Here is a 24196-nt window from a genome sequence, read left to right on the forward strand (position 1 = left end):
AAAGATAATCAATTATGTGTTTAAATATCATAAAAGTGACAAATATCATGTCAATATAGGGTGTTATTTTGCTAATATGCATGTAGATTTATAAGTGTTTGTAAATTAACTTTATACGATACAAAACACTAAAATTATGACCAAGAGAGATATAATTAAAATGGTATTAAATCATGAAAGACCACCTTACGTACCTTGGTCTTTTAAATTTACTAAAGAACCAAAAGAAATACTTCAAAAATATTATAAAACAGAAGATTTAGATGTTGTTTTAGGAAATCACATTTTAAATTTAGGTAGTGATATTGGCTTTTTTGATGAAGTTAAAAAAGATTATTTCAAAGATGTCTTTAATGTAGTTTGGGATAGAACTGTTGATAAAGATATCGGAATGCCTGTTGAAGACATTATAAAAGACCCAACAATTGAAGGTTTAGAGTTTCCAAATCCTCATGACCCACGTTTTTTTGCAAATATTGAATCAGAAATTGAGAAGAAACCAGATTTATTTAGAGTTTTTCAAATAGGATTCTCTTTGTATGAAAGAGCTTGGTCTATGAGAGGTATGGAAAACATATTAATGGACTTTTATATGTACCCAGATTTTGTACATGCTTTATTTGAAAAAATAGCAGATTATAACATTGCTCAAATTGACAAAGCATTAGAATATGATATTGATGCCGTTTATTTTGGTGATGATTGGGGACAACAACAAGGTTTAATAATGGGAGCCGATTTATGGCACGAATTTATGTATCCGCAAATAAAACGTATGTATAAGCGTGTAAAAGATGCTGGTAAATATGTAATGATTCATTCTTGCGGAGATGTAGATGAGTTATTCCCATCATTAATTGATGCAGGTTTAAACTGTTTTAACCCATTTCAACCAGAAGTAATGGATGTACATGAAATTCATGATAATTATTTAGGAAAATTATGTTTCCACGGAGGTTTGTCAATGCAAAAAACATTGCCTTTTGGAACACCAGAAGAAGTAAGAGAAGAGTCGTTAGCTTTATTAGAAATGGGTAGAAAAGGAGGTTATATATTTTCTCCTTCTCATTCCGTAGAAAGCGATACAACTTTAGAAAACATATTAACATTTATTGATGTTGCTCAATCGCAACTAAAAGAAAAAGAACTAGCGTAATGGAAGAACTATTAAGTAAAATTTCGAATTGTGTAGAGTTTGGTAAGATTAATAAGGTATCGCCTTATCCACCAAATATGAAAGGTCAAGATGGTGCAGATGAATTAACTGTGCTAGCATTAGAACAAGGAGCTTCTGCTGGAGATATTTTATCAAAAGCATTAATTATTGGGATGGAAAAAATTGGTATTAAATTTAGAGAAAACAAAGTATTTGTTCCTCAAGTTTTAATGTCTGCAAAAGCCATGAATACAGCAATGGATCATTTAAAACCATTATTTGCAGAAGGAAATGCAGATAAAAAAGGTGTTTTTATTATTGGTACAGTTGCAGGTGATTTACACGATATTGGCAAAAACCTAGTTTCTATGATTGTTGAAGGAAATGGTTATGAAGTTATTGATTTAGGAACAGATGTTCCTGCAGAGAAATTTATTGATACAATTAGTAAATTCCCAGATGCAATTATCGGACTTTCTTCATTACTGACAACAACAATGGAAAGTATGGAGAATATTGTAAGAGAAATTAAAACGGTATATCCTGAACAGAAAGTAACTATAGGTGGAGCACCAATTACGCAAGATTTTTGTGATAAAATTGGAGCAGATAATTTTTCTGCAGATCCACAAGGTGTTGTTGAATTTATGAATAAACTTAAAATATCAGCATAATGAAAGGTTTAGAATTAATAAAAGCGGCTATGAACCGTCAAACAGTAGAACGTACTCCTTGGGTACCTTTTGTGGGTGCACATGCAGGTCATTTATTAGGTTTAGATGCCACAACTTATTTTAAATCTGAGCAACATATTATTGATGGCGCAAATGAAGCTATAAAAAAATACAATCCAGATGGAATTCCGGTAACTTTTGATCTTCAAATTGAAGCAGAGGTTTTAGGTTGTGAAATCAAATGGTCAGATGATAATCCTCCAGCAGTAGTTTCTCATCCGTTAGCAGATGGAAGTTTAAAGTTAGAAGATTTAAAAGTTCCTTGTCGTTGTAGTGGTAGAATTGCAACAGTAATGAATGCTACTTCAAAAATAAAAGAGCAAAATCCTGATGTTGCATTGTATGGTTTAATTACTGGGCCTTTTACGTTGGCTTTACACTTGTTGGGAACAGATATTTTTATGAAATTATTTGAAGACCCTGAATATGTTGGTAAAGTAATGGAATATTGTACCAAAGTTGGTAAAGCAATGTCTGATTATTATATTGAAGCTGGTTGTGATGTTGTTGCTGTAGTTGACCCAATGGTTAGCCAAATAGATCCAATGTCGTTTGAAATGTTTGTTTCTCCTTATTGTAAAGAGGTTTTCAGTCATATTAGAGAATGTGGAGCGTTAAGTTCATTCTTTGTATGCGGAAATGCAACGCAAAACATTGAAGAAATGTGTAAATGTGAGCCTGATAATATTTCAATTGATGAAAATATTCCGTTAGATTTCTTAAAAGAACAATGCGATAAATATGAAATCAGTTTTGGTGGAAATATGAAATTAACATCAGTGTTGTTAATTGGTACTCCTGAAGACTGTAAGTTTGAAGCAATTGAATGTATGGATATTGGTGGTAAAACCGGATTTATTTTAGCTCCAGGTTGCGATTTACCAATGGCAACACCTGTTGAAAATTTAGAAGCTATTGCTGAAATTGTTCACGATGAATATCAACAAGATGTTTTAAAAGCAAAAGGGCAAATAGCTAAAAATGTTGAGTTATTAGATTTAGAAAATTACTTTACAAACGATAAAGTAAAAATAGATATAATAACACTAGATTCTGAAGGTTGTGCTCCTTGTCAATATATGATGAAAGCAGTTGAATTAGCTGTTGAAGAAATTGGAGCTGATAATATTGAGTATGTTGAGCATAAAATTAAAAAGAAAGAAGGTATTCAAATGATGATGTCACTTGGCGTTAGAAATCTTCCAACAATTTGTATTGATGGTAATATTGAATTTATTTCAATAATTCCTCCAAAAACAGAATTGGTAAAATGTATTCAAAATCATTTAGATAAAAAAGCACAAGCAGTTGTATGATTGCAGACTTAATTCTTATAAGCGGATTTTTAGGTAGTGGAAAAACAACATTGCTTAAAAATCTACTTTCTTTACATAAGGATAAACGAATTGCTGTTATTCAAAATGAATTTGCTCCTTCAGGTGTTGATGGAAAATACTTAAAACTTTCTGGAGACAATTTTAAACTAGTAGAAATTAATAATGGTTCTGTTTTTTGTGTTTGTTTACTGAGTAATTTCATTGAAAACATCATAAAATTAATAGAACAATACAATCCTGAAATTATTTATTTAGAAGCATCAGGTATATCAGATCCAATATCTATTTGCGAACTATTAAATAGTGAAGAAATAAGAAATAAAGTAAAATATGCTGGAGCTTGGTGTGTCGTAGATGCTTTAAATTTTGAAAAAAGCGCGGTATTTGTTCAGCGAGCAAAACATCAAGTTAGAGTTGCGGACAAAATTATATTGAATAAAATTGATTTAGTCGATGGTATTCAATTACAAAATCTCGTAAAAAAAGTAAAAGAAATAAATCCTTTTGCAGAAATTGAGCAACAAGAATTTTGTAACGTTCAAAGTATAGACTTAAATCAAGTAAACTCATTTCCAACAATCACTGTTAAAGATAAAAGACCAGAAGAAATTAGAACAGCTGTTTATAGAACAACTCAAATAATTTCCGCAGAACAGTTGAGGTTTTTTCTTCAAGAATTGAAAAAAATAAGCATTAGAGCTAAAGGTTTTGTGAGGGTAGGAAATAATGAGTTTAAATTATTTCATTTAACTTATAATTATTTCGAAATCATTCCACTTACAGATTATACTGGAAGCTGCGAAATTATTGCTTTTGGAGAGCAAATGAATTTAAAAATATTAAGACAATTATTTCAGGCAGCAATAAAATAGAAGATGAAAGGAACATATTCATATAAAATTGATTTTAAGGATATAAAATTGAGAAAAGAGGAAATTTCTTCCTTTATGGGTTTAGGTCCAGAACCAGAAGAACCTTTTAGCAGTATGATTGATACTGCAATTGAATTATTGTCTTCAAATAAAAATATTGAAGGTGGCTTTGTGATTCATTCTATTTCAAATATTTCTATAAAAGATGGAACTGTAGATATGTTAACGAAGCAATTTACAACAGGAAAAATGATTTCTTCTTTTTTAAGAAATGCTGAATACTCTGCTCTATTTACTTGTACTGCTGGTTATGAAGTAGAAAAATGGAGTAATAAATATAAAGAAGAAGGTGATATTGTGCAAAGTTATGTAATTGATTCTACAGGTTCTTTATTAGTGGAAGGTGCAATGGATGTTGTGTATGAGAAGTTGAAAAATATGGTAATTCTAAATGATTTAGCGCTAACAAATAGATACAGCCCTGGTTATTGTGAGTGGTTGGTAAAAGATCAGCAAAAGCTATTTTCATTTTTTCCAGATAAATTTTGTAATGTAAGTTTAGGAGAAACTTCATTAATGAGCCCTATAAAATCTGTAAGCGGAATTATAGGTATTGGTAAAGATGTAAAATATTTAGGGTACATCTGTGATACTTGTAAAAGTAAAGGGTGTGTCTACAGGGCAAAAAAAATGTATGTAAAACATTAACAACTAAAAAGGGTTCATTTAATTTTTAAATGAACCCTTTTTAGTTGTTGAAATGTATGTTATTCTGGTTTTTGTTCTATTAATTTAAAAGAATCAATTGCATGATAATCCGATCTAGCAGCAATGATAACTGTGTATTCTTTTTCTTCATCAAATTTTGCATAGACTTGATGAGCATTATTGTCTGAAGTACTAGAAATAGTAGACCACTGATCTAAAGTGTTCATATAAATTTTAAAGAATCCATTTCCATTTTCACCAGCTGGATTTGGTGATTTACCAGAACCTTTTGGGTATAAAATACTTCCATCTTTTTTAGCGAAGAAATCATCAGATTCAATTTTTAACCAACTATCATTATGTTCTGCCCAAGCGTCATCTGCTGCTTTTTTAGCAATATAAGACCTCCATTGAAAAAGATAAGTACCTGCTTTAGGAATCGTAACCTTATAAGTTAATTGTCCTTTTTCTCCAACAGTACCTTTCCACGTTTGTCCAGGTCCTTCCCAAACCACATATCCATCACCTGTATAATCTGCAATATCTTTTTTTATTTTCCAGTCATCCGTTAGGGTAACCATAGCTGCATCGATTTCAATAACCCTTGCCACAAAAACTTCACATTTACAAGTGTCTTCATTTAATATTTCATCACTAGCACAAGTTAAGGTACAGGGTGTTGGTTCGCACTCGCAACTATCTTCATTCAATGTTTCATCACTGGCACAAGTTGTAGTACAAGGTATTGGTTCACACTCGCAAGTATCTTCATTTAAAGAAAAGTCTACGGGGCAATTTTTTATGCAACTTTCTTCTTCATCGCTTGAAGATGTTCCGCAAGAAATAAATACTACAACAAGACTTAAGTAGATAAATGATTTGAAAAGATTAAGAAATTTTGGCTTTTTCATAAATAGTTTTAAGTTATAGTTAAATTAATAGTTATGTATTAGATTTTAAAATTACCTATAACGTATATACTTTAAAACTACATTTGTTTTAAATGTAGAATCATATGATTTTAATTAGAAACTTTATCCAATAATAAATTGATTAATCTCTTTTTGAGCATTCTTTAATTGATTTATTAGAAAATTTTTATCAATTTCTTTTAAGTTTGAAGAAAAAACAGAAAGAGCTAATACAGCAGTAAGGTCAGAATTTTTTAAGCCAATTGGTATAGCAATATCTGTAATTCCACTTGTAAGTTTACTTTCAGATAATTGATAGCCTTCTTTTTCTACAATATCAATTTCCTTTTTCAATTTTTCTTTTTCTTTTTTCGTCCAATTTTTAAAATGAATGTCTCTAGATAAAATAGCATCTCTTTTTTCTGAAGAAATCATAGATAAGATTGTAATACCAGAAATTGTTTTCGATAACGGAAAATGTGTTCCTTCTTCTATTGATAAAGAAACTGCACTTGGACTTCTTACTTGAGAAATGACTAATAATTGATCATTGTTCATAATACTTAAATGGCAAGATTGTCTTGTTACTTCAGAAAGTGTTTGCATTGGGTATTTTGCAACTCTCATTAACTCATCAAAAGGAGTATGCGTATGTGAAAGGCTGTACATTTTTAAAGACAACCTATATTTACCTGCGTTAAAACCTCTAAGTAAATAACCTCTCTCTTCTAAGCAAACTAACATTCTGTAAATTTCACTTGGAGTTCTATTGATTCCTTGAGCAATTTCTAATTGAGATAAAGGGATTCCTTCTTTTGATAAAAACTCTAGAATATCTAATCCTTTATCAAGGGCAGGTGCATTGTATTTTGCTTTTGACATTTTATAAATTATAATCAAAAATAAGATTTTAATCCGTATTTTATTTTATTTATAAATATAGAATTTACCTATAAAATATATTTTATGTAAAATATTACTAAATTATTTAAATAATTAGTCTCTTTATTTTTAAATAAAATACTTGTAAGTAGTTGATTTGTAGTTTTTTAATATTGTATTTATTGATATTCTAATAGGTGTTTAATATAATGGTATTCAATTTTATCTGAATTTAAAATAAATAAAAAAAAACCATTTGATATAGTTAATTAATCAGGTCTTTCTAAACTATGAACACCTATTTTATAGTTTTGGGTTGTATTAAATAAAAAACAATCAAAATATGGCAAATCCAATTTTAGGTACATTAATTCATGCAATAGGTGGTGTTGCAGCTTCAACATGTTATGTCCCTCTTCAAAAAGTTAAAAAATGGTCTTGGGATACATACTGGCTATTACAAGCTTCATTTGCTTGGTTTATTTTTCCTTTTATTATTGGGTTTTTAACAGTACCAAATTTAATGGATGTTTTTGCTAAAGCTGATATGTCTATTCTTATAAATGCCACATTATTAGGTGTTATTTATGGGTTTGGAGGTATGTGTTTTGGTTATGCTATTAAGCATATTGGTTATTCATTAACATATACTATTTCTATTGGTATTTCAGCTATTTTAGGAACAATAGTTCCTTTGATAATGCATGGAGAAATGGCAGAAAAATACAATGCTCCTGGAGGACATATCGTTTTCTTAGGGATGTTTTTTGCACTTATTGGAATTGTTATCTGTGGAGTTGCTGGTTATAAAAAAGAAAAGGATTTAAAAAATAAAAATGTTGAAGGTGGTGAGCCTTTAACGTTTAATATGAAAAAAGGTTTAACATTAACTTTAATAGCTGGTGTTTTATCGGCTGTGTTTGGTATTTCATTAGAGGTTGGAGAACCAATTTCTAAAATTGCTGAAGAATACGGTGCAGGTCAGTTTCAAGGAAATGCAAAATTAATTCTATCAACTTTTGGTGCTTTTTTAACAAACCTAATTTGGTTTACAGTTGTAGGTGTTAAGAAAGGTACTTTAAAACAATTAGTAGATGTAAAAGGTATTGGTGTAAAAACATATACTTTAAATTTTGGAATGTCTGTTTTAACCGGAGCTTTATGGTATGGACAGTTCTTTTTCTATGGAATAGGACATACAAACATGGGGGAATTTGGTTTTGCAAGCTGGGTAATTCATATGTCAATGCTTATTTTCTTTAGTTATATCGTTGGTATTTTAATGAAAGAATGGAAACAAGTATCTAAAAAAACAAACCAAGTTTTAGGTTTAGCATTAGTCATTTTAATAGCATCTTTCATAGTAATGGCTTATGGAACGATGTTAGGTGAAGGGAGTATTGGAGGGCATTAATTTTATTGAAATTATATAAAAAGTATACATATAATGAGTACAAAAAGAATACAGTTAAAAGGAATTACTTGGAATCATAGTCGTGGGTTTACATCTATGGTTGCAACAGCACAAAGATTTACAGAGTTAAATCCAAATGTTGATATCACTTGGGAAAAAAGATCATTGCAAGCTTTTGCCGATGAACCAATTAATGAATTAGCAAAACGTTACGATTTGTTAATCATAGATCATCCTTGGGCAGGTTTTGCTGGGAAAAATAATGTGATTTTACCTTTAGATGAATATTTGCCAAAAGCATTTTTAAAAGATTTAGAAGAGAACACAGTAGGGCGTTCTCATGAGAGTTATTCTTCTAATGGTCATCAATGGGCTTTAGCTGTAGATGCTGCAACTCCTGTTGCTGCAAGTCGCCCAGATATTTTAGAAGAAAACGGATTAAAATTACCAGAAACCTATGACAATTTATTAGCACTTGCTAAAAAAGGATTAGTGATTATGCCTGGGATTCCTCAAGACACATTAATGAATTTTTATATGATGTGTTGTACAATGGGAGAAGATGTTTGTACTTCAAAAGAACACGTTGTTAGTGAGGAAGTAGGAATAAAAGCTTTAAAAATGCTAAGAGAATTAGCTGTTGAAATGGATCCTCAGGTTTTTGATTGGAATCCAATTCAATGTTATGAGGCTATGACTTTAACAGATAAATATGCATATTGTCCTTGGGCTTATGGGTACACAAATTATAGTAGAAAAGGATATTCTAGAAAACCTTTACACTTCCATGATATGGTAGATATTAAAGGTTTTGGTAAAGCAATTTCAACTTTAGGTGGAACTGGATTAGCGGTTTCTGCAGAAACTAAAGAAATAGAAACTGTTATGAAATATGTAGAATATGTTGGGTCTGATGAATGTCAGAAAACAGTATTTTTTGATAATGGCGGACAACCAGGACATAGAAAATCTTGGACAGATGAATACACTAATAGTTTAACTGCAAATTTCTTTAAGAACACATTACCAAGTTTAGATAGAGCGTTTTTACGCCCAAGATATAATGGTCATATGTATTTTCAAGACAGAGCAGGAACTCCAATTAGAGAGTATATGATGAATGGAGGCGATGAAAAAGAATTGCTTTCTAGATTAAATGAATTGTACATCAAATCACTAGATAAATAATACTATGAGACCATTAGAAGGTGTTTTAGTTCTAGAATTTGCTCAATTTATGGCTGGTCCTTCAGCAGGATTGAAATTAGCAGATTTAGGAGCCAGAGTTATCAAAATTGAAAGACCTAACACAGGTGAAGCAGGAAGGCAGATTGCACTTAAAAACTTGTTTTTAGATGGAAGTAGTTTGGTTTTTCATACTGTAAATAGAAATAAAGATTCTTACGCAGCAAACTTAAAAGATCCAGAAGATTTAGCACGTGTTAAAAAGCTAATTGAGCAAGCAGATGTAATGACACACAATTTTCGCCCAGGAGTTATGGAGAAAATTGGTTTAGATTATTCAATTGCAAAAGAACTAAATCCTAAACTGGTATACGCAACCGTTACTGGTTATGGAACTAAAGGTCCTTGGGCAAAAAAACCAGGTCAAGATTTATTAGTACAATCAATGTCTGGTTTTGCAAATTTATCTGGAGATAAAAATGATGATCCAGTGCCAATAGGTGCTGCAGTTTCAGATATTATTACAGGAACACATTTAGCGCACGGAATTTTAGCAAGTTTAATTAAAAGAGAAAAAACAAATAAAGGTTCTTTGGTGGAAGTTAGTTTGTTAGAATCTACATTAGATCTTCAGTTTGAGGTGATTACTACTTATTTAAATGATGGGAATAAAAAACCAGAAAGAACAAAAGAAGGTTCTGCAAATCCATATTTAGGTGCTCCTTATGGAGTCTATAAAACCAAAGACGGATATATTTCAATAGCAATGGGGTCTCTTTTAAAGTTAGGTGAAGTTTTAGAATGTACTGAGTTAAGTGTTTACACCAATTCAGATTCTTGGTTCACTCAAAGAGATGAAATAATGGATATTATAAGATCATTTTTAATTCATAAAAACACCAATGATTGGTTAACAGTTTTAGAAGCTGAAGGTATCTGGTGTTCAGATGTTTTTAATTATGAATCATTATTAAATCACGAAGCATATAAAGTACTTAAAATGGATCAGAAATTCTCATTACTTTCAGGAGAAGAGGTGCATACATTAAGGTGTCCAATACAAGTGAACGATGAAAAGTTATTCGCAAATAAACCAGCTCCAAGAGTTGGTCAGCATACAGAAGATATTATTAAAGAATTTAATCTATAGTATATAATGAAACCATTACAAGATATATTAGTTATAGATTTAAGTCAGTTTTTATCTGCACCTTCAGCAACATTAAGAATGGCTGATTTAGGAGCAAGAGTTATAAAAGTTGAAAGACCAGGTACAGGAGACATTTGTCGTCAATTATATGTTTCAAATGTCAATTTAAATGGTGAATCTACTATTTTTAGAGCCATAAACAGAAACAAAGAAAGTTTTGCAGCAGACTTAAAAAACGATATTGACAAACAACGTGTTTTAAAATTGATTGAACAAGCAGATGTTTTAATACATAATTTTAGACCAGGTGTTATAGAGCGACTTGGATTTGATTATGAAACGATTCAGAAAATAAACCCAAATATTGTTTATGGAGATATTTCAGGATATGGTTCTGAAGGTCCTTGGAAAACAAAACCAGGACAAGATTTATTACTTCAATCATTATCTGGTTTAACTTGGTTAAACGGAATTGAAGGAAGTGGTCCAACACCAGTTGGTTTAGCAATTGTTGATATTTTATCGGGTGCACATTTGGTGCAAGGTATTTTAGCTGCATTATTAAAAAAGGCAAAAACAGGCAAAGGAAGTAAAGTTTCTGTGAGTATGTTAGAGTCTATTTTAGATTTTCAATTCGAATCGATTACAACATTTTATCACGATGGAGGAGCACCAACTGTTCGTCCAAAAAACAATAGCGCACACGCATATTTAGGAGCGCCTTATGGTGTTTATCAAACCACAAACGGTTATATGGCATTGGCAATGGGATCAATTCCTGTTCTTGGAGAATTGTTAGGTTGTGAACCTTTAAAACAATATGAAGAAGTTGCATCTTGGTTTACAAAAAGAGATGAAATAAAGAAAACGTTAGCCAATCATTTATCTACAGATAGTACAGAAAAATGGTTGTCAATCTTAGAACCTGCAGACATTTGGTGTGCAAGTGTAATGGATTGGGATACTTTATTTGCTCAAGATGGTTTTAAGGTTTTAGAAATGATTCAAAAAGTAAAAATGGGAGATGGTTTCGAATATGAAACTACTAGATGTCCTATTAGAATTGATGGAGAAATTTTAACGTCAAGCCTTGGTTCTCCTGCTTTAGGTGAACACACAGAAGCAATTGTAAACGAGCTAATTTCTTAACAATGGAAAACAATAAATTTAGAATAGCTGTTAGAAAATTTGATGCTTTTGAAAGCGCCATAGATAAAATTTGGGAATCATTCTGTAAACAAACTGGTTGTAAATTAGAATTGGAAGCAGTTCCTTTAGATTTACATCCTTTGTATGATACTATTTTAAAAGAAGAGGGTTTAAAAAACGGAACTTGGGATGTATCACTAATAAATACAGATTGGATAACTGAAGCATATACTTCAAATTCTATAGAAGATTTAACACCTTTTATAGAGGAAAACTCTCCAAGTGATTTTCCTAAAGGATGGTCAAGGTCATTATTATATAAACAAGAGTTTGATGGAAAAACTGTTGGTTTACCTTTTCACGATGGACCAGAATGTTTAATTTACAGAAAAGATTTATTCGAATCTGTTGAAGAAGGAATCGCTTTTTATGAAGCTTATGGCAAACCTTTAGAAATTCCGAAAACTTGGGATGATTTAATGCAAGTTGCCGAATTTTTCAATAGACCAGAACAAGGTTTATACGGAACCACATTTGCAGCTTTTCCTGATGGACATAATACTGTTTTTGATTTCTGCCTACAATTATGGACACGTAATGGTGAATTGTTTGACGAAAATAAAAAAATAAAACTAAATTCTGATGCTGCAATAGAAGGTATGGAATTCTACAGAAAAGCATTAAAAAACACCAATGCAATTCATCCAGATTCTCGCAATTTTGATTCTGTAAAATCAGGAATGGCTTTCGCAAATGGAAACTTAGCAATGATGGTAAACTGGTTTGGTTTTGCATCTATGTGTGAGTTTTTAGAAGATTCTAAGGTAAAAGGAAAAGTAGATATTGCAAATGTTCCTGCAGGACCAACTGGAGAAGGAACTTCTTTAAATGCATATTGGATGTATGTTATCGGAAGTGGAAGTCAGCATAAAGATTTAGCATACGATTTTATTCAATTTGCTGTAAATGAAGAGAATGATAAACTTCTAACTTTAGAAGGCGCAATAGGTTGTCGTAAATCTACTTGGCACGATAAAGATGTAAATAAAGAAGTACCTTATTATCATAAATTAGAAGAATTACATCTTAAAACAAGATCACTTCCTAGAAAAAGTAATTGGTCAGAAATTGCAGATGTAATAGATCAATTAGTTGTTGAAGTTATAAATACTTCAAATGATATAAAAACAATTTTAAACAATTCTCAGAAAGAGATTGATCGCATAGAAAATAATTAATTATGGAAATAGTTTACAAACCAGAATTACCAAAAGAAAAGCGTCCAATTTATATAATTGGCGCAGGAGGAATAGTTCGTGATGCACATTTACCAGCATACAGAAATGCAGGTTTTGTTGTAGAGGGAATTACAAATAGAACAAAGCAACGTGCAACAGATTTAGCAGCATCATTTAACATTCCTAATGTTTATGATAACGTACAAGATTTGGTTGCTGCAGCTCCAGAGAATGCCGTTTTTGATTTAACGTTAATGCCTAATCAATTTGTGGCAACTTTAGAGTTGTTACCAGATGAAGCAGCAGTTTTAATTCAAAAACCGATGGGTGATAGTTACGACCAAACTTTAGAAATTTTAGAGGTTTGTCGTAGAAAAAAATTAAAAGCAGCAATTAACTGTCAAATGCGTTTTGTGCCATATATTATGGCAGCAAAAAATATAATTGATCAAGGCTTAATTGGTGAATTGTACGATTTTGAAGTCCGTTTAACAACCTATACACCTTGGGAGTATTTTCCAAATGTGGTTAATCATCCACGTTTAGAAATTCAGCAACATAGTATTCATTATATCGATTTAATTCGTTCGTTTTTAGGAAATCCTAAGAAGGTGTATGCTAGAACATTGAGAAACCCTGGTAAACCAATGTCATCAACAAGAACAACAGCTATAATGGATTATAATGACGCTACACGTGCCATTATAAATACGAATCACGATCATAATTTTGGTGAGAAAAATCAAGAGAGTTTTGTGAAATGGGAAGGAACAAAAGGAGCAATTAAAGCAAGAATTGGTTTGTTGTTAGATTATCCTAATGGAAAACCAGATTTATTCCAGTACTGTATCGTAAAAGAAGGCGAAGAGCCTAAATGGGTTGAGGTTGAATTAGAAGGTTCTTGGTTTCCTGATGCTTTTGTAGGTACTATGGCTTCTTTAATGCGTTATGTTGAAGGTTCTACAGATGAATTACCAACAAGTGTTGAAGATGTAGCACATTCTATGGCAGTAGTAGAAGCAGCATATGCTTCAAATAATGATGGAGGTATAACTCCCAATTACGATATTTAAATAAAATAATTTTCATAAAAATGAAAGCAACACAATACGAAGGAAATAAAACCTTCACAGTAGTAGAAAGAGAAATAGAAGCACCAAAACTAGGCGAAGTTAGAATTAAAGTAGCTTATGTTGGTGTTTGTGGAACTGATGTTCATATTTACCACGGAATGATGGATAAACGTGTTCGTATGCCAGAAACTATTGGTCACGAAATGTCAGGAGTAATTGACGCAGTTGGAGAAGGAGTTTCAGATTATTCTATTGGAGACAAAGTAGTTGTTCGTCCTTTAGATGATAGAAAAGTAAAGCCTTCAGATAAAGGATTCAATCACATTTGTGAAGAATTAAAATTTATCGGAATTGATAGTCCAGGAGCAATGCAAGAATACTGGAATGTACCAGCATTTACTTTACACAAATTAAAATCTGATACAGATTTAAAATTAGCGGCTTTAATTGAGCCTTTATCAGTAGCAACACACGATGTTCGTTTAAGCGGATTAGTTGCAGGAGAAACTGCTGTAGTTTTAGGTGGTGGACCAATTGGTTTATTAGTTGCAATGGTGGCTAAAGAAGTTGGTGCAAACGTTATTATTTCTGAAGTAAATGAAAAGCGTATTGCCAAAGCAAAAGAGATGGGATTAAATGCAGTAAATCCTATGAATATTGATTTAGTTCAATATGTAAAAGAGCAAACAGAAGGACGTTTAGCAGATGTTGTTTTTGAAGTAGCAGGTGTTCAACCAGCTTTAGATATTATGACAGAAGTTGCAGGAATTAGAGGTAGAATTTTAATGGTTGCAATTCACGGACAAAAGAAAGAAGTAGATTTATTTAAATTCTTCTGGAAAGAATTAAAATTGATTGGAGCAAGAGTGTACGAAAAAGAAGATTATGAAAAATCTATCGATTTAATCACAGCAAATGATTTACCATTTGAAGATATGATTACAGACGTACAACCATTAACAAACATTCAACAAGTATTTGAAAACATCGACAATAATCCTGATGGAATGAAAGTACTAATGGACTGTTCATTATAATTAATAAAACAATACAAAAATATACACAATGAGTATTTTAGATAAATTTAGTTTAGAAGGAAAAACAGCCATCGTTACAGGATGTAAAAGAGGAATTGGAAAAGCAATGGCTCTTGGATTAGCAGAAGCAGGAGCAAACATTATTGGTGTTTCAGCTACTTTAGAAAAAGAAGGAAGTGCAGTGTCAAAAGAAATTGAAGCTGCAGGTAAAGAGTTTACAGCATACCAATGTGATTTTTCTGATAGAAAAGCTGTATATGCGTTTATTGCTGAAGTAAAAGCAAATCATCCTCAGATTGATATTTTGGTAAACAATGCAGGAACTATTTTAAGAGCTCCAGCTGCAGAACATTCTGATGAATTATGGGATAAAGTAATTGAAGTAAATCAAAATGCTCAGTTTATTTTAACAAGAGAATTTGGTAGAGATATGATTGCTAGAGGTTCTGGAAAAGTAATTTTTACAGCTTCATTATTAACTTTTCAAGGAGGAATTACTGTTCCTGGTTATGCCGCAAGTAAAGGTGCAATTGGTCAAATGACTATGGCATTTGCAAATGAATGGGCAGGAAAAGGTGTAAATGTAAATGCAATTGCTCCAGGTTATATAGCAACTGATAATACAGAAGCATTAAGAAATAATCCAGAAAGAAATAAATCTATTTTAGAGCGTATTCCTGCAGGACGTTGGGGAGAAGCAGTAGATTTTGCTGGCCCAACAGTATTTTTAGCATCAGAAGCAGCATCTTATATGAACGGTACAACTGTTCTTGTAGATGGTGGATGGATGGGTAGGTAATTCACTAATAAAAATTTAAGTTATGCATATTATATCAAGATTTTATGAAGACTACGAATTAGGTAGTAAAAGAGAAACTTTAGGAAGAACAATAACTGAGACTGATTTTGTAGTTCACGCAGGTCATACAGGTGATTATTTTCCTCATCATATGGATGCTGAATGGTGTGCAACACAACCATTTAAACAACGTATTGCTCACGGAACATTAACTTTTGCTGTTGGAATAGGAATGACGGCAACAGAGATAAATCCTGAAGCTTTTTCTAAAGGATATGATCGTTTACGTTTTGTAAAACCAGTTTATATTGGTGATACTATTAGAGTAATTGTTACTATAAGTGAGAAGATAGAAGAAACAAAAAGACCAGAATTAGGTCATATAAACGAGCACGTAGAAATCTTTAATCAAAGAGATGAGTTAGTTTTAGTTTGTGATCATATTTTACTTGCAAAGAAGAAATCTTTTGAAAAATAAAATTTAAACTATTTTTCAAATGAATAAAAAAACCGAGGAAATTTCCCTCGGTTTTTCTCGTTTTAACCTTGTCTTGTAATGTGGCTATAGGTCAAAATTCACTACTTTTCATAATTACTGTTTACTTATTTTACATTGATTATTTGTTTAAGTCGAATATCTTCACTTGACCCTCCAATTTGAATCTCGAACTCACCAGATTCTACCATATATTTTTGAAGCATAGCATCGTAGTAACGCATATCCTCTATTGGATCTAAAACAAATTCAAGCGTTTTAGCCTCTCCTTTTTTCAGTGCAATACGTTCAAATTTACGAAGCTGCTTCATTGGCATCCACTTGTCAGATTTAAGGTCTTTTACATAAAGCTGAACTACTTCATCTCCATCAAATTTTCCAGCATTTTTAATATTTACCGAAACCTTTATTTTATCTTCACTACTAATTTGAGTCTTATTAATCTCTAGATTTGAATACTCGAATTTGGTATATGATAAACCATGTCCGAAGGGGTAAAGGGGGGCTTCTTTAAAGTATCGGTAGGTAAATCCTTTACCAGCCCTCATATTATAATCGCTGAAATCTGGTAAATCGTTTGTTGACTTATAAAAGGTAACTGGCAGTCTTCCTGCAGGATTATAGTCGCCAAATAAAACATCGGCAACTGCATCTCCTCCTCGTTGACCTGGATACCAACTCATTAGAATTGCTTCTAATTCATTTTCTAATCCATCAAGTGAAATTGCACTTCCTCCCATTAAAACTAGTACAACCGGAGTACCTGTCTTTAGCATAGCTTTCAAGGTTCTTCTTTGTATTTCTGGTAATTCAATTTTTGTACGATCACCTCGATAAAATCCGTCAGCTTTCACATTCTCAGACATTTCTTCACCTTCCCAATCGGCATTTAAACCACCAACGAATACTGCAATATCTGCTTTTTTAACATCAGATATTATTTTTGCAATTTCTTCATTCAACACTTCATCGTTTTTAGGAACCTCCCAACGAACAGTGATAGCTGCATTTCTTAAAACATTGTAATATTCAACTTTTATATCGTATGATTTACCGCCTTTCAAATCTATTTTTCCTTGAACGGTTTTAAAATTTTGATGAACGCTCCAGTTGTCTGCAATAAGTTTATTGTTGATATATAACCTGCTTCCATCCATTGATTCTAAATCAAAAGTATATGTACCCGTCTTTGGCGCTAATAATTGCCCAGTCCATTTTGCAGAAAAAGAATTAGATTGGATTATTTGCTCTTTAGGAACCAAACCCTTACCTACCAAAGTAGTATTAGGAGAATGTTGCCACCATAAAAAATCAATTTTATGATCAACACGTGAATAAATAGGTTCACCTTCCAAATCTTTGTTATTATAGAAACGACCAAATAAACCAAGTTGTTTTTTTCCATTACGATCAACATGATGTAAGAATCGAGGTTCTATAGTTCTATTTTCCCTTACTACTAGCGGACTAGCTTTAGCATATGTGACCTCTGTAGTAAGCCCAACTTTATTTTTAATTCCCTTTAGAATAGTAACTGGGGCAGATGCATCTCCGTGATAGTTTGCTCTAAGCGCTACAAGGTTGTCTGCATTTGGACCAACTACGGCAATTCTCTTAATTTTATTCTTATTTAAGGGAAGAATTCCGTTATTTTTTAAAAGCGTCATTGATTTTTGAGCCATTATTAATGCCATTTCATCATGTAATTTGCTATTGTTTACTTCTATCGGAATTTTAGCGTAAGGAACCATTTCTACAGGATCGAACATACCTAGCTTCATTCTTGCTAACATCAACCTGTAAACAGCAAGGTCTATTTCTCCTTCATCTATTAAACCTAGTTTAATGGCTTCTTTCAAATGATTTTGATAAACATCACCACAGTTAAGATCACAACCTTTCCTTATTCCTATAGCTGCTGACTCTGCAGCTGAATTCGATATTTTATGGTTTGCATGTATATCATTGATAGCACCACAGTCAGAAACAACATAGCCATCAAAGTCCCATTTATTTCGAAGAATATCTTGTAAAAGTAACCAGCTTGCGCTGGCAGATTCTCCATCTACACGGTTATAAGCACCCATAATAGAATAGGTTTTGGCATCTACCATTAGATCTTTAAATGCTGGTAAATATGTTTCCCATAAGTCTCTAGTATTTGGTACTGCATTAAAAGTATGTCTTTGGGATTCAGGTCCATTATGAACAGCAAAGTGTTTAGCTGTAGCTACTAATTTTAAATATTTTGGGTGGTTACCTTGTAAGCCTTTTACAAATTGTATTCCCATTTGTCCAGTAAGATATGGGTCTTCACCATAAGTCTCATGTCCACGTCCCCAGCGAGGGTCACGAAAAATATTAATATTAGGAGACCAGAATGTTAAACCTGTATATCTTCCATGCCAATTTTTACGAATTGCTTCGTTATGTTTTGCTCTTGCTTCGTCACTGATTATGTCAGCAACTTTTTTCATCATTGCAGTATCAAAAGTTGCTGCCATACCAATAGCTTGTGGAAATACAGTGGCTGTTCCTGCTCGCGCAACACCATGTAAACATTCGTTCCACCAATTGTATTCAGGAATGTTTAATCTTTTGATTGCCGGAGACCGATCCCCTAATTGAGAAATTTTTTCATCCAAAGTCATTTGATTGACAATGTCTCGAGTTCGGGTTTCAAAATCAAGAGATAGATCTTTATATTTTGGAGTTATTTTTGGATTTGATTGCCCAAAAACATTGATTACCGATATAATTAAAATAATTAATATTTTTGTTTTCATATTTTTGTTTTTATTATTAGTGTTTAATGATTTTATCTACTGTATTTTTAAAATCGCTCAATTTTTAATACATAAGCATATTCACATGGTTTCTGTTTTGGTAACTGAACCACCAATGCATCAGGTGTGTGTGCCCAACTCAAGGTTTCTTTACTACCAATCAAACTTATACTTTTTATGGTGTTGGGATATAGTTTCCCATTTGATCCTAATGTTTTTATTGCTACACTTTCTCCTGGCCATTCCATGCATATAGCATATAGTATTTTTCCATTTTGTGTAAAACGGAAATCCTCTGAAGTATATTTAGGAATAAATTTACCCGAATGTTTACCTTGTGCATGGTGCCCTGTAAGTGTTAACTCGGTAGGTCCTTCACCATAGTATATCCAAGGTATTGTATTGTATATTGCTTGGCCATTAATTTTTAACCATGTACCTATAGCATAAAGTTCTTTTTTTACACTATCGGAGAATGAACCATCAGCCATCGGCGGTACGTTTAATAGGATTCTACCATTTTTACTAGTTATATCCACCAACATATCTATTAAGGTACCCGCATCTTTTATCGGGTTTTTTGGATTGTAAAACCATGTAGCAGTCCAATCAACATGATGTGACATATCAATGTCTGCTATCCACGGATCGTATTGTAGCCCTTTCAAATTTCCATTTTCAATGTCACGCATACCAATTCCTGCTGGAATATCGTGTGATTTATAAATTACTTCGACTTCTTTCCCCCAGTCTATTCCCTTATTAAAATAATAACTAATTAGTTTTTGTTGATAATACTCTGGTACACCTCTGTGCACATTACTTTGGTCAGACAACAACCGCCCTTTATACATTTCTTTTTTCAATTCTTTGTCAACCGTACCACCAAAGCCTGTATCAAACCAAACCATATCTGGTTGATATTTACCAATTGCTTCTGAAATTCGGTCATACCATCCATCAAAAATTACTGAGGCAATCCGTCCATTATTCGATGTTGCATAAGCTGAGTTATCATTATAGGGATTGAGATAAGTTGAATCTTTCTTTGAAAGAGGCCCCCACATTCTACTCCAAAAATCACCTGTATGAAATGAAGATATTACCGGCATGTTTCTTTTTCGAAGTTCAGTTGCTAAACTTCCATAAATATCTACTTTAGGTCCTTTGTTTACCGAATTCCAATCGGTTAAGTCGCTATCCCAATTTAATAAACCGCTTCCGTGCCAAGCCACAGGTCCACCAAATTGAGCGCCAGCATTTTCCATTAAATCTACCCAGACTTTTGCATCAAATTTTTCTCCAGTCCAATACTCAATGGCATCAAGATTGTTTAGCTTTTTATCCTCTAGTTCACATGCAACAGTTTGTGGTCCCCAATGAAAATACATCCCGAATTTCATGCCATCAAGCCACTCTGGAGTATTGTGCTTTCTTAATGATGACCAGTTTGGCTCATATTTTTCTTGTTTATTAACTGTTTGAACTGTAGAATTGCACCCAAAAACGGTTAGCAAAAACAGAAATGATACAATTTTGATTTTTATTCTCATATTTTAGGATTAATATATTCAACGTGTATGTCCATTAATCGTTCATATACCGGAAGGTCTTCAAGGGGAGCATCAACGGTGATCCATTCTCCACTAGAACGAATCAAATCTTTATTCCAGAAACACTTCCACTCACCCTTTGGAAAGTAGATTTTTTTTGTCGTAGCTCCTTTATCAACAACGGGAGCAACTAAATACTTCGACCCAAACATGTATTGGTATTCACAATTAAAGCTTTCCGGTTCTTCAGGAAATTCAAGCATCATATGACGTACTAAAGGTGTTCCTGTTTCACGATAGTGTGCTAATGCCTCTTGTATATAAGGAACTAGTTTCATGTGTACTTCTGCATATCGTTTAAAGTACTGCGGTGTTTCATCATTAAACCATATATCTACCGATGTAGGATCATTAACCCATAGGTGATCTCGCATAATTAGTGTAAATGCAGCGAACTGTACCCAACGTTTCCAAAGTTCCATATCTGTAGAGCTAGATAGAATATCTGGAGCCCAGTTAGCGTACCCAGAAAGACCACATGATATTCCGGATGTAATGACAGATGGATAGCCAAAAGTTTTATCCCAATTAGACAATTGATCCCCTCCCCATATTATTTTTGTGTAAGGCGCTGCGCCAATACTTCCTGACCTGCAAAATGTTGCTAACTTCGGGTCAATTTCTTTTGCCAGTAAATAACTTAGCTTATGATAAACTAAAGGGTACGAATTGTTATACTGATTTGCAGTTAAAGGCGTTTCTTGACCATAATCTATAGCTTTCCATTGTTGCTTTTTTCGATCGAAGCAGTAAGATAAATCGCCAAAATCTTCCATATATCCATCAAAACCATCTCTTTTAATTACATTACGCAGCATATTTTGCCATAGTTCGCCCATTAAGGGCAAATGGAAATTGTAGAGTCCATTGGTGTCGTGTGCGTATCTCGAATTTCGAATATTTTGAGGTGTAACAAGCAAAATACCTAAGGAATCTAGCGTTTTATAGGTAGGATTATCTGCATCTGACTTAGGGAGTTTAACTTCTTGGTAAGGGTGTAAATAGGAAAGTACTTTATAACCTAAATTGTGTAACGAATCGGTCATTTTCCTTAAGTTCAAATAGGGACCTGTTGTCCAATTTTCATAACCTTGTGAATTAGGAATATCTCCCATATCATAAACCCATATTGCTGTAGCTGGAATTTTCCAATCCAATAATCGATTTGCTTTTGCATAAACAGAATCTTGACCATCTAACATACAAACCCAAACACCAACGGCCCAATCTTCTAAAGCAGGCTGTCTACCAACTAAAGAAGTGAATGTGTTAAGCGCACCTTTAGCAGTTCCTCGTTGAATAGTATAAAACTCCGTCTGATTGCTCTCTATACGTACACTAAAAGCATTGCCCTCTTTGGGAAAAGTCATAAATACAGATGCCGCATCATCAATAAGCCAAGCCTGACCTTGCGTATTTAAAAAATAAGATAGTTGTAAATAGGTCGGTTCATATTTATTATAATGACCAGGCTCATGTGGGTTTCCCCATGGTGATATTTCCGTTCGTGGAGGGTCCCAATAATGATCGTTTGGTTGATTAGATATTGTTCGTCCGTTTAATTTCGTACCTATATATCGTTCTCCTCCTCCATAAAAAGGACCTTCTGAATCTGATTTTATTATAATTGAATCAACAAGAGATTTGTTTATGGGTGTGATTTTCCATTTTAAATAATTTTTTTTTGGCTCTACTACTATATTGATATTATCATCTAGCGTCGAAAATTGAACCTTCTCACCGTGCTTTTCAAAATCCTTCAATGCATCGATTACACTAGTAGTTCCGTTTGAATTGTAGATTAAAAATGAGTAACTAGATTTAGAATGGCTTACCTCACTTGAATAGGTAACTTGAATAGGTGAAAAGTTGACAGTTGTAGTACCTTCTGAAGTACTTATCGATATGCTTTTGTCCTTCAATTCCCAATTGACATCTGTGGTATCTGCAATTTGATGATTGGCAAATTTTAATGGACTAAAATAATCACTGTTTACTTGCTCATTTAATTCGTTGTAGAATTGTTTATTTACAGAATCAGATTTAATAGTAGCACTGCAAGCAATGACTATTAAACTAATAACATAGAGCACAAAAATCTTTAATTGGTTCATAATATTATATTAATGAAGTTGTTTGAAGTGCTAAAAAAACCATTAAGCCTTGTTATTTTTTGCAATGAAATTAGTAGCATAGCTAGTGTGAGATATTACTTTCTTACCACAACGCTTTTTAGTTTTTTATAATTTAAATAAATCTCATTAGCCGCGTAATTTGGTACATCTTCAAGAACAATAGGAGGGCGCGCATCTTCGCCAGCCATTTTAATCTGAATATTATTCATGTATATACCATTCACATGTCGAACATAAATTCCTGATGCAGGAAGCGTGCCAATTAGCTTAAATTCTGGCCACCACCCATCAAGAACGTCTAAGGTGTATTCATTTATATTTTCTTTTTCGGCATCTTCCTTGGTTCCTCCGCCGGGTAAAATCATCTGAATATCGCTTAGCTGTATATCTGTAATGTAATGATTGGGCATTCCAGTAATGAAAATATTGGCATCTTTATCCAATTCACTATTGTCAATAATCATATTGTTAAAGTTGAAATGATGCATCGCTTTCATAGGAAACATTCCGTCAGGCGCATCGACACTGGCCTTTTGCTGGCAGAATGTCATAAATATAGGTCGCGGAACATTTTTCATAACGATGTTGGAGAACACCATATTTTTCAGTTCAGCACCTTCGTTCATCTGAATTTTAAAACCAGCATCGGTAATGTTTGTAAAGGTACAATTGGTAACAGAAATTGATTCGAAATCGCCAAGTGATAAAAGTCCAATGCGAAACGCAGACCATTTTCCGGTAAAGGTACAGTTGCTGAAAACCATATTCTTACTTGGTTTATCTTTGGCTGAAGACGTTATTGCAACGGCATCGTCACTAGTATCAAAATTACAGTTGGTAACTTGTACATTTGTACAGCCATCAAGCGCAATGGCTGCTCCGTTATGTTGCATTTGGGCTACAACATCCACTCCGGAGATGGTAATATTATCGCAAAAAACCCAGTCGGTTGTCCACGAAGCTGGATTTATAAGGGTAACATCTTTTACATTAAAATTATTACAACGTAAAAAACGCATCAACATAGGTCTGCCAGTTCCGTTCTTAGGATGAAAATACTCTTCTAGCGCATTGCCGTCAATTGTGCCATGCCCCTCAATGGTTATGTTTTCAGCATCTTCAGCATAAATCAAACAACGACTCATGTGCTTTTCTAACTTATACCTCGTTTTATATGTGTCCGTAGTATACAGATCATAATCTAAGGTGCTTTTTAAAGTCGCATTTTTTTCAAGATATAAGGTCACATTACTCTTAAGGTATATTGTGCCAATTATATATGTTTTAGCTGAAGGAACAACGACACGACCACCACCATAAAAAGTACAAGCATCTATAGCTTTTTGAACAGCTTGAGTACACAAAGTTTCTCCATCTCCAATAGCACCATAATCTTCAATATTAAAGTCTTTTGAGTAACTTGTTGAAACTATGGTCAGTGTTATTAATAAAGTTGTTAATATTATTTTCATAATTGAATTGGTTTCGTTTTAATATCCTTTTGTTTTGTCCTATTTTTTT

The 24196-nt window shown here is 32.9% G+C and carries 20 protein-coding genes; 14 read left to right on the forward strand and 6 right to left on the reverse strand.

Annotated elements, in window-relative coordinates:
• Positions 1-136: 136 nt before the first annotated feature.
• Genes BTO07_RS15890 through BTO07_RS15910 form a run of 5 tightly spaced genes read left to right on the forward strand, consistent with a single transcriptional unit; the run spans position 137 to position 4807 of the window.
• Positions 137-1156: a uroporphyrinogen decarboxylase family protein gene (locus tag BTO07_RS15890; protein WP_087522163.1), complete on the forward strand. Its 1020-nt coding sequence runs from the start codon at positions 137-139 to the stop codon at positions 1154-1156.
• A complete protein-coding gene (locus tag BTO07_RS15895) occupies positions 1156-1830 on the forward strand; it encodes a cobalamin B12-binding domain-containing protein (protein ID WP_087522164.1) in 675 nt (224 codons plus the stop codon). The genes BTO07_RS15890 and BTO07_RS15895 overlap by 1 nt, the downstream gene beginning before the upstream one ends.
• The gene (locus BTO07_RS15900; RefSeq protein WP_087522165.1) at positions 1830-3206 is read left to right on the forward strand and encodes a uroporphyrinogen decarboxylase family protein; all 1377 of its coding nucleotides are present in this window, start codon (positions 1830-1832) and stop codon (positions 3204-3206) included. Before BTO07_RS15895 ends, BTO07_RS15900 begins: the two co-directional genes overlap by 1 nt.
• Positions 3203-4099: a CobW family GTP-binding protein gene (locus tag BTO07_RS15905; protein WP_087522166.1), complete on the forward strand. Its 897-nt coding sequence runs from the start codon at positions 3203-3205 to the stop codon at positions 4097-4099. The genes BTO07_RS15900 and BTO07_RS15905 overlap by 4 nt, the downstream gene beginning before the upstream one ends.
• 3 nt (positions 4100-4102) lie before the next feature.
• Positions 4103-4807 carry a vitamin B12 dependent-methionine synthase activation domain-containing protein gene (locus BTO07_RS15910; RefSeq protein ID WP_087522167.1) on the forward strand — a complete coding sequence of 235 codons (705 nt, stop codon included), beginning with the start codon at positions 4103-4105 and terminating at the stop codon, positions 4805-4807.
• 59 nt (positions 4808-4866) lie between these two features.
• Here BTO07_RS15910 and BTO07_RS15915 read toward each other — a convergent pair whose 3' ends face one another.
• A complete protein-coding gene (locus tag BTO07_RS15915) occupies positions 4867-5718 on the reverse strand; it encodes a hypothetical protein (RefSeq protein WP_087522168.1) in 852 nt (283 codons plus the stop codon).
• Between the two features lie 123 nt (positions 5719-5841).
• A complete protein-coding gene (locus tag BTO07_RS15920; RefSeq protein WP_087522169.1) occupies positions 5842-6600 on the reverse strand; it encodes an IclR family transcriptional regulator in 759 nt (252 codons plus the stop codon).
• Positions 6601-6943: 343 nt separating this feature from the next.
• Here BTO07_RS15920 and BTO07_RS15925 point away from each other — a divergent pair, with 343 nt between their 5' ends.
• The 9 genes from BTO07_RS15925 to BTO07_RS15965 are packed head-to-tail and all read left to right on the forward strand — an operon-like array spanning position 6944 to position 16123.
• The gene (locus BTO07_RS15925) at positions 6944-8014 is read left to right on the forward strand and encodes an L-rhamnose/proton symporter RhaT (RefSeq protein ID WP_087522170.1); all 1071 of its coding nucleotides are present in this window, start codon (positions 6944-6946) and stop codon (positions 8012-8014) included.
• 33 nt (positions 8015-8047) lie between these two features.
• Positions 8048-9202 (forward strand): ABC transporter substrate-binding protein, encoded by a 1155-nt coding sequence (locus tag BTO07_RS15930; RefSeq protein ID WP_087522171.1) that lies wholly within the window; start codon positions 8048-8050, stop codon positions 9200-9202.
• 4 nt (positions 9203-9206) lie between these two features.
• Entirely contained in the window at positions 9207-10349 is a 1143-nt protein-coding gene (locus BTO07_RS15935) for a CaiB/BaiF CoA transferase family protein (protein ID WP_087522172.1), read from the forward strand.
• Between the two features lie 6 nt (positions 10350-10355).
• Entirely contained in the window at positions 10356-11498 is a 1143-nt protein-coding gene (locus tag BTO07_RS15940) for a CaiB/BaiF CoA transferase family protein (protein ID WP_087522173.1), read from the forward strand.
• 2 nt (positions 11499-11500) lie between these two features.
• Entirely contained in the window at positions 11501-12736 is a 1236-nt protein-coding gene (locus tag BTO07_RS15945; protein WP_087522174.1) for an ABC transporter substrate-binding protein, read from the forward strand.
• A gap of 2 nt (positions 12737-12738) precedes the next feature.
• Positions 12739-13809, forward strand: coding sequence for a Gfo/Idh/MocA family protein (locus BTO07_RS15950; protein ID WP_087522175.1), 1071 nt, complete (start codon positions 12739-12741; stop codon positions 13807-13809).
• 20 nt (positions 13810-13829) lie between these two features.
• A complete protein-coding gene (locus BTO07_RS15955) occupies positions 13830-14846 on the forward strand; it encodes a zinc-dependent alcohol dehydrogenase (protein WP_087522176.1) in 1017 nt (338 codons plus the stop codon).
• 34 nt (positions 14847-14880) lie between these two features.
• Positions 14881-15645, forward strand: coding sequence for an SDR family NAD(P)-dependent oxidoreductase (locus tag BTO07_RS15960; protein ID WP_198342545.1), 765 nt, complete (start codon positions 14881-14883; stop codon positions 15643-15645).
• Positions 15646-15667: 22 nt separating this feature from the next.
• Positions 15668-16123 carry a MaoC family dehydratase gene (locus tag BTO07_RS15965; RefSeq protein ID WP_087522178.1) on the forward strand — a complete coding sequence of 152 codons (456 nt, stop codon included), beginning with the start codon at positions 15668-15670 and terminating at the stop codon, positions 16121-16123.
• 125 nt (positions 16124-16248) lie between these two features.
• Here the strand turns inward: BTO07_RS15965 and BTO07_RS15970 are convergent, their stop codons facing one another.
• The 4 genes from BTO07_RS15970 to BTO07_RS15985 form a co-directional block, all read right to left on the reverse strand.
• Positions 16249-18927, reverse strand: a complete 2679-nt coding sequence (locus BTO07_RS15970) for a glycoside hydrolase family 3 protein (protein WP_087522179.1) — start codon at positions 18925-18927, stop codon at positions 16249-16251.
• A gap of 47 nt (positions 18928-18974) precedes the next feature.
• Positions 18975-20480 carry an alpha-L-fucosidase gene (locus BTO07_RS15975; RefSeq protein WP_087522180.1) on the reverse strand — a complete coding sequence of 502 codons (1506 nt, stop codon included), beginning with the start codon at positions 20478-20480 and terminating at the stop codon, positions 18975-18977.
• On the reverse strand, positions 20477-22654 hold the full coding sequence (locus BTO07_RS15980; protein WP_087522181.1) for a TIM-barrel domain-containing protein: 2178 nt from the start codon (positions 22652-22654) through the stop codon (positions 20477-20479). Before BTO07_RS15980 ends, BTO07_RS15975 begins: the two co-directional genes overlap by 4 nt.
• A gap of 95 nt (positions 22655-22749) precedes the next feature.
• A complete protein-coding gene (locus BTO07_RS15985; protein ID WP_087522182.1) occupies positions 22750-24147 on the reverse strand; it encodes a glycoside hydrolase family 28 protein in 1398 nt (465 codons plus the stop codon).
• Positions 24148-24196 lie beyond the last annotated feature (49 nt).

This window comes from Polaribacter sp. SA4-12 (genome assembly GCF_002163675.1).
Lineage (GTDB): Bacteria > Bacteroidota > Bacteroidia > Flavobacteriales > Flavobacteriaceae > Polaribacter.

Coding starts and splice junctions, on each gene's coding strand:
- BTO07_RS15890 (WP_087522163.1), top strand. CDS start 137: ATGACCAAGAGAGATATAATTAAAATGGTATTAAATCATGAAAGACCA.
- BTO07_RS15895 (WP_087522164.1), top strand. CDS start 1,156: ATGGAAGAACTATTAAGTAAAATTTCGAATTGTGTAGAGTTTGGTAAG.
- BTO07_RS15900 (WP_087522165.1), top strand. CDS start 1,830: ATGAAAGGTTTAGAATTAATAAAAGCGGCTATGAACCGTCAAACAGTA.
- BTO07_RS15905 (WP_087522166.1), top strand. CDS start 3,203: ATGATTGCAGACTTAATTCTTATAAGCGGATTTTTAGGTAGTGGAAAA.
- BTO07_RS15910 (WP_087522167.1), top strand. CDS start 4,103: ATGAAAGGAACATATTCATATAAAATTGATTTTAAGGATATAAAATTG.
- BTO07_RS15915 (WP_087522168.1), bottom strand. CDS start 5,718: ATGAAAAAGCCAAAATTTCTTAATCTTTTCAAATCATTTATCTACTTA.
- BTO07_RS15920 (WP_087522169.1), bottom strand. CDS start 6,600: ATGTCAAAAGCAAAATACAATGCACCTGCCCTTGATAAAGGATTAGAT.
- BTO07_RS15925 (WP_087522170.1), top strand. CDS start 6,944: ATGGCAAATCCAATTTTAGGTACATTAATTCATGCAATAGGTGGTGTT.
- BTO07_RS15930 (WP_087522171.1), top strand. CDS start 8,048: ATGAGTACAAAAAGAATACAGTTAAAAGGAATTACTTGGAATCATAGT.
- BTO07_RS15935 (WP_087522172.1), top strand. CDS start 9,207: ATGAGACCATTAGAAGGTGTTTTAGTTCTAGAATTTGCTCAATTTATG.
- BTO07_RS15940 (WP_087522173.1), top strand. CDS start 10,356: ATGAAACCATTACAAGATATATTAGTTATAGATTTAAGTCAGTTTTTA.
- BTO07_RS15945 (WP_087522174.1), top strand. CDS start 11,501: ATGGAAAACAATAAATTTAGAATAGCTGTTAGAAAATTTGATGCTTTT.
- BTO07_RS15950 (WP_087522175.1), top strand. CDS start 12,739: ATGGAAATAGTTTACAAACCAGAATTACCAAAAGAAAAGCGTCCAATT.
- BTO07_RS15955 (WP_087522176.1), top strand. CDS start 13,830: ATGAAAGCAACACAATACGAAGGAAATAAAACCTTCACAGTAGTAGAA.
- BTO07_RS15965 (WP_087522178.1), top strand. CDS start 15,668: ATGCATATTATATCAAGATTTTATGAAGACTACGAATTAGGTAGTAAA.
- BTO07_RS15970 (WP_087522179.1), bottom strand. CDS start 18,927: ATGAAAACAAAAATATTAATTATTTTAATTATATCGGTAATCAATGTT.
- BTO07_RS15975 (WP_087522180.1), bottom strand. CDS start 20,480: ATGAGAATAAAAATCAAAATTGTATCATTTCTGTTTTTGCTAACCGTT.
- BTO07_RS15980 (WP_087522181.1), bottom strand. CDS start 22,654: ATGAACCAATTAAAGATTTTTGTGCTCTATGTTATTAGTTTAATAGTC.
- BTO07_RS15985 (WP_087522182.1), bottom strand. CDS start 24,147: ATGAAAATAATATTAACAACTTTATTAATAACACTGACCATAGTTTCA.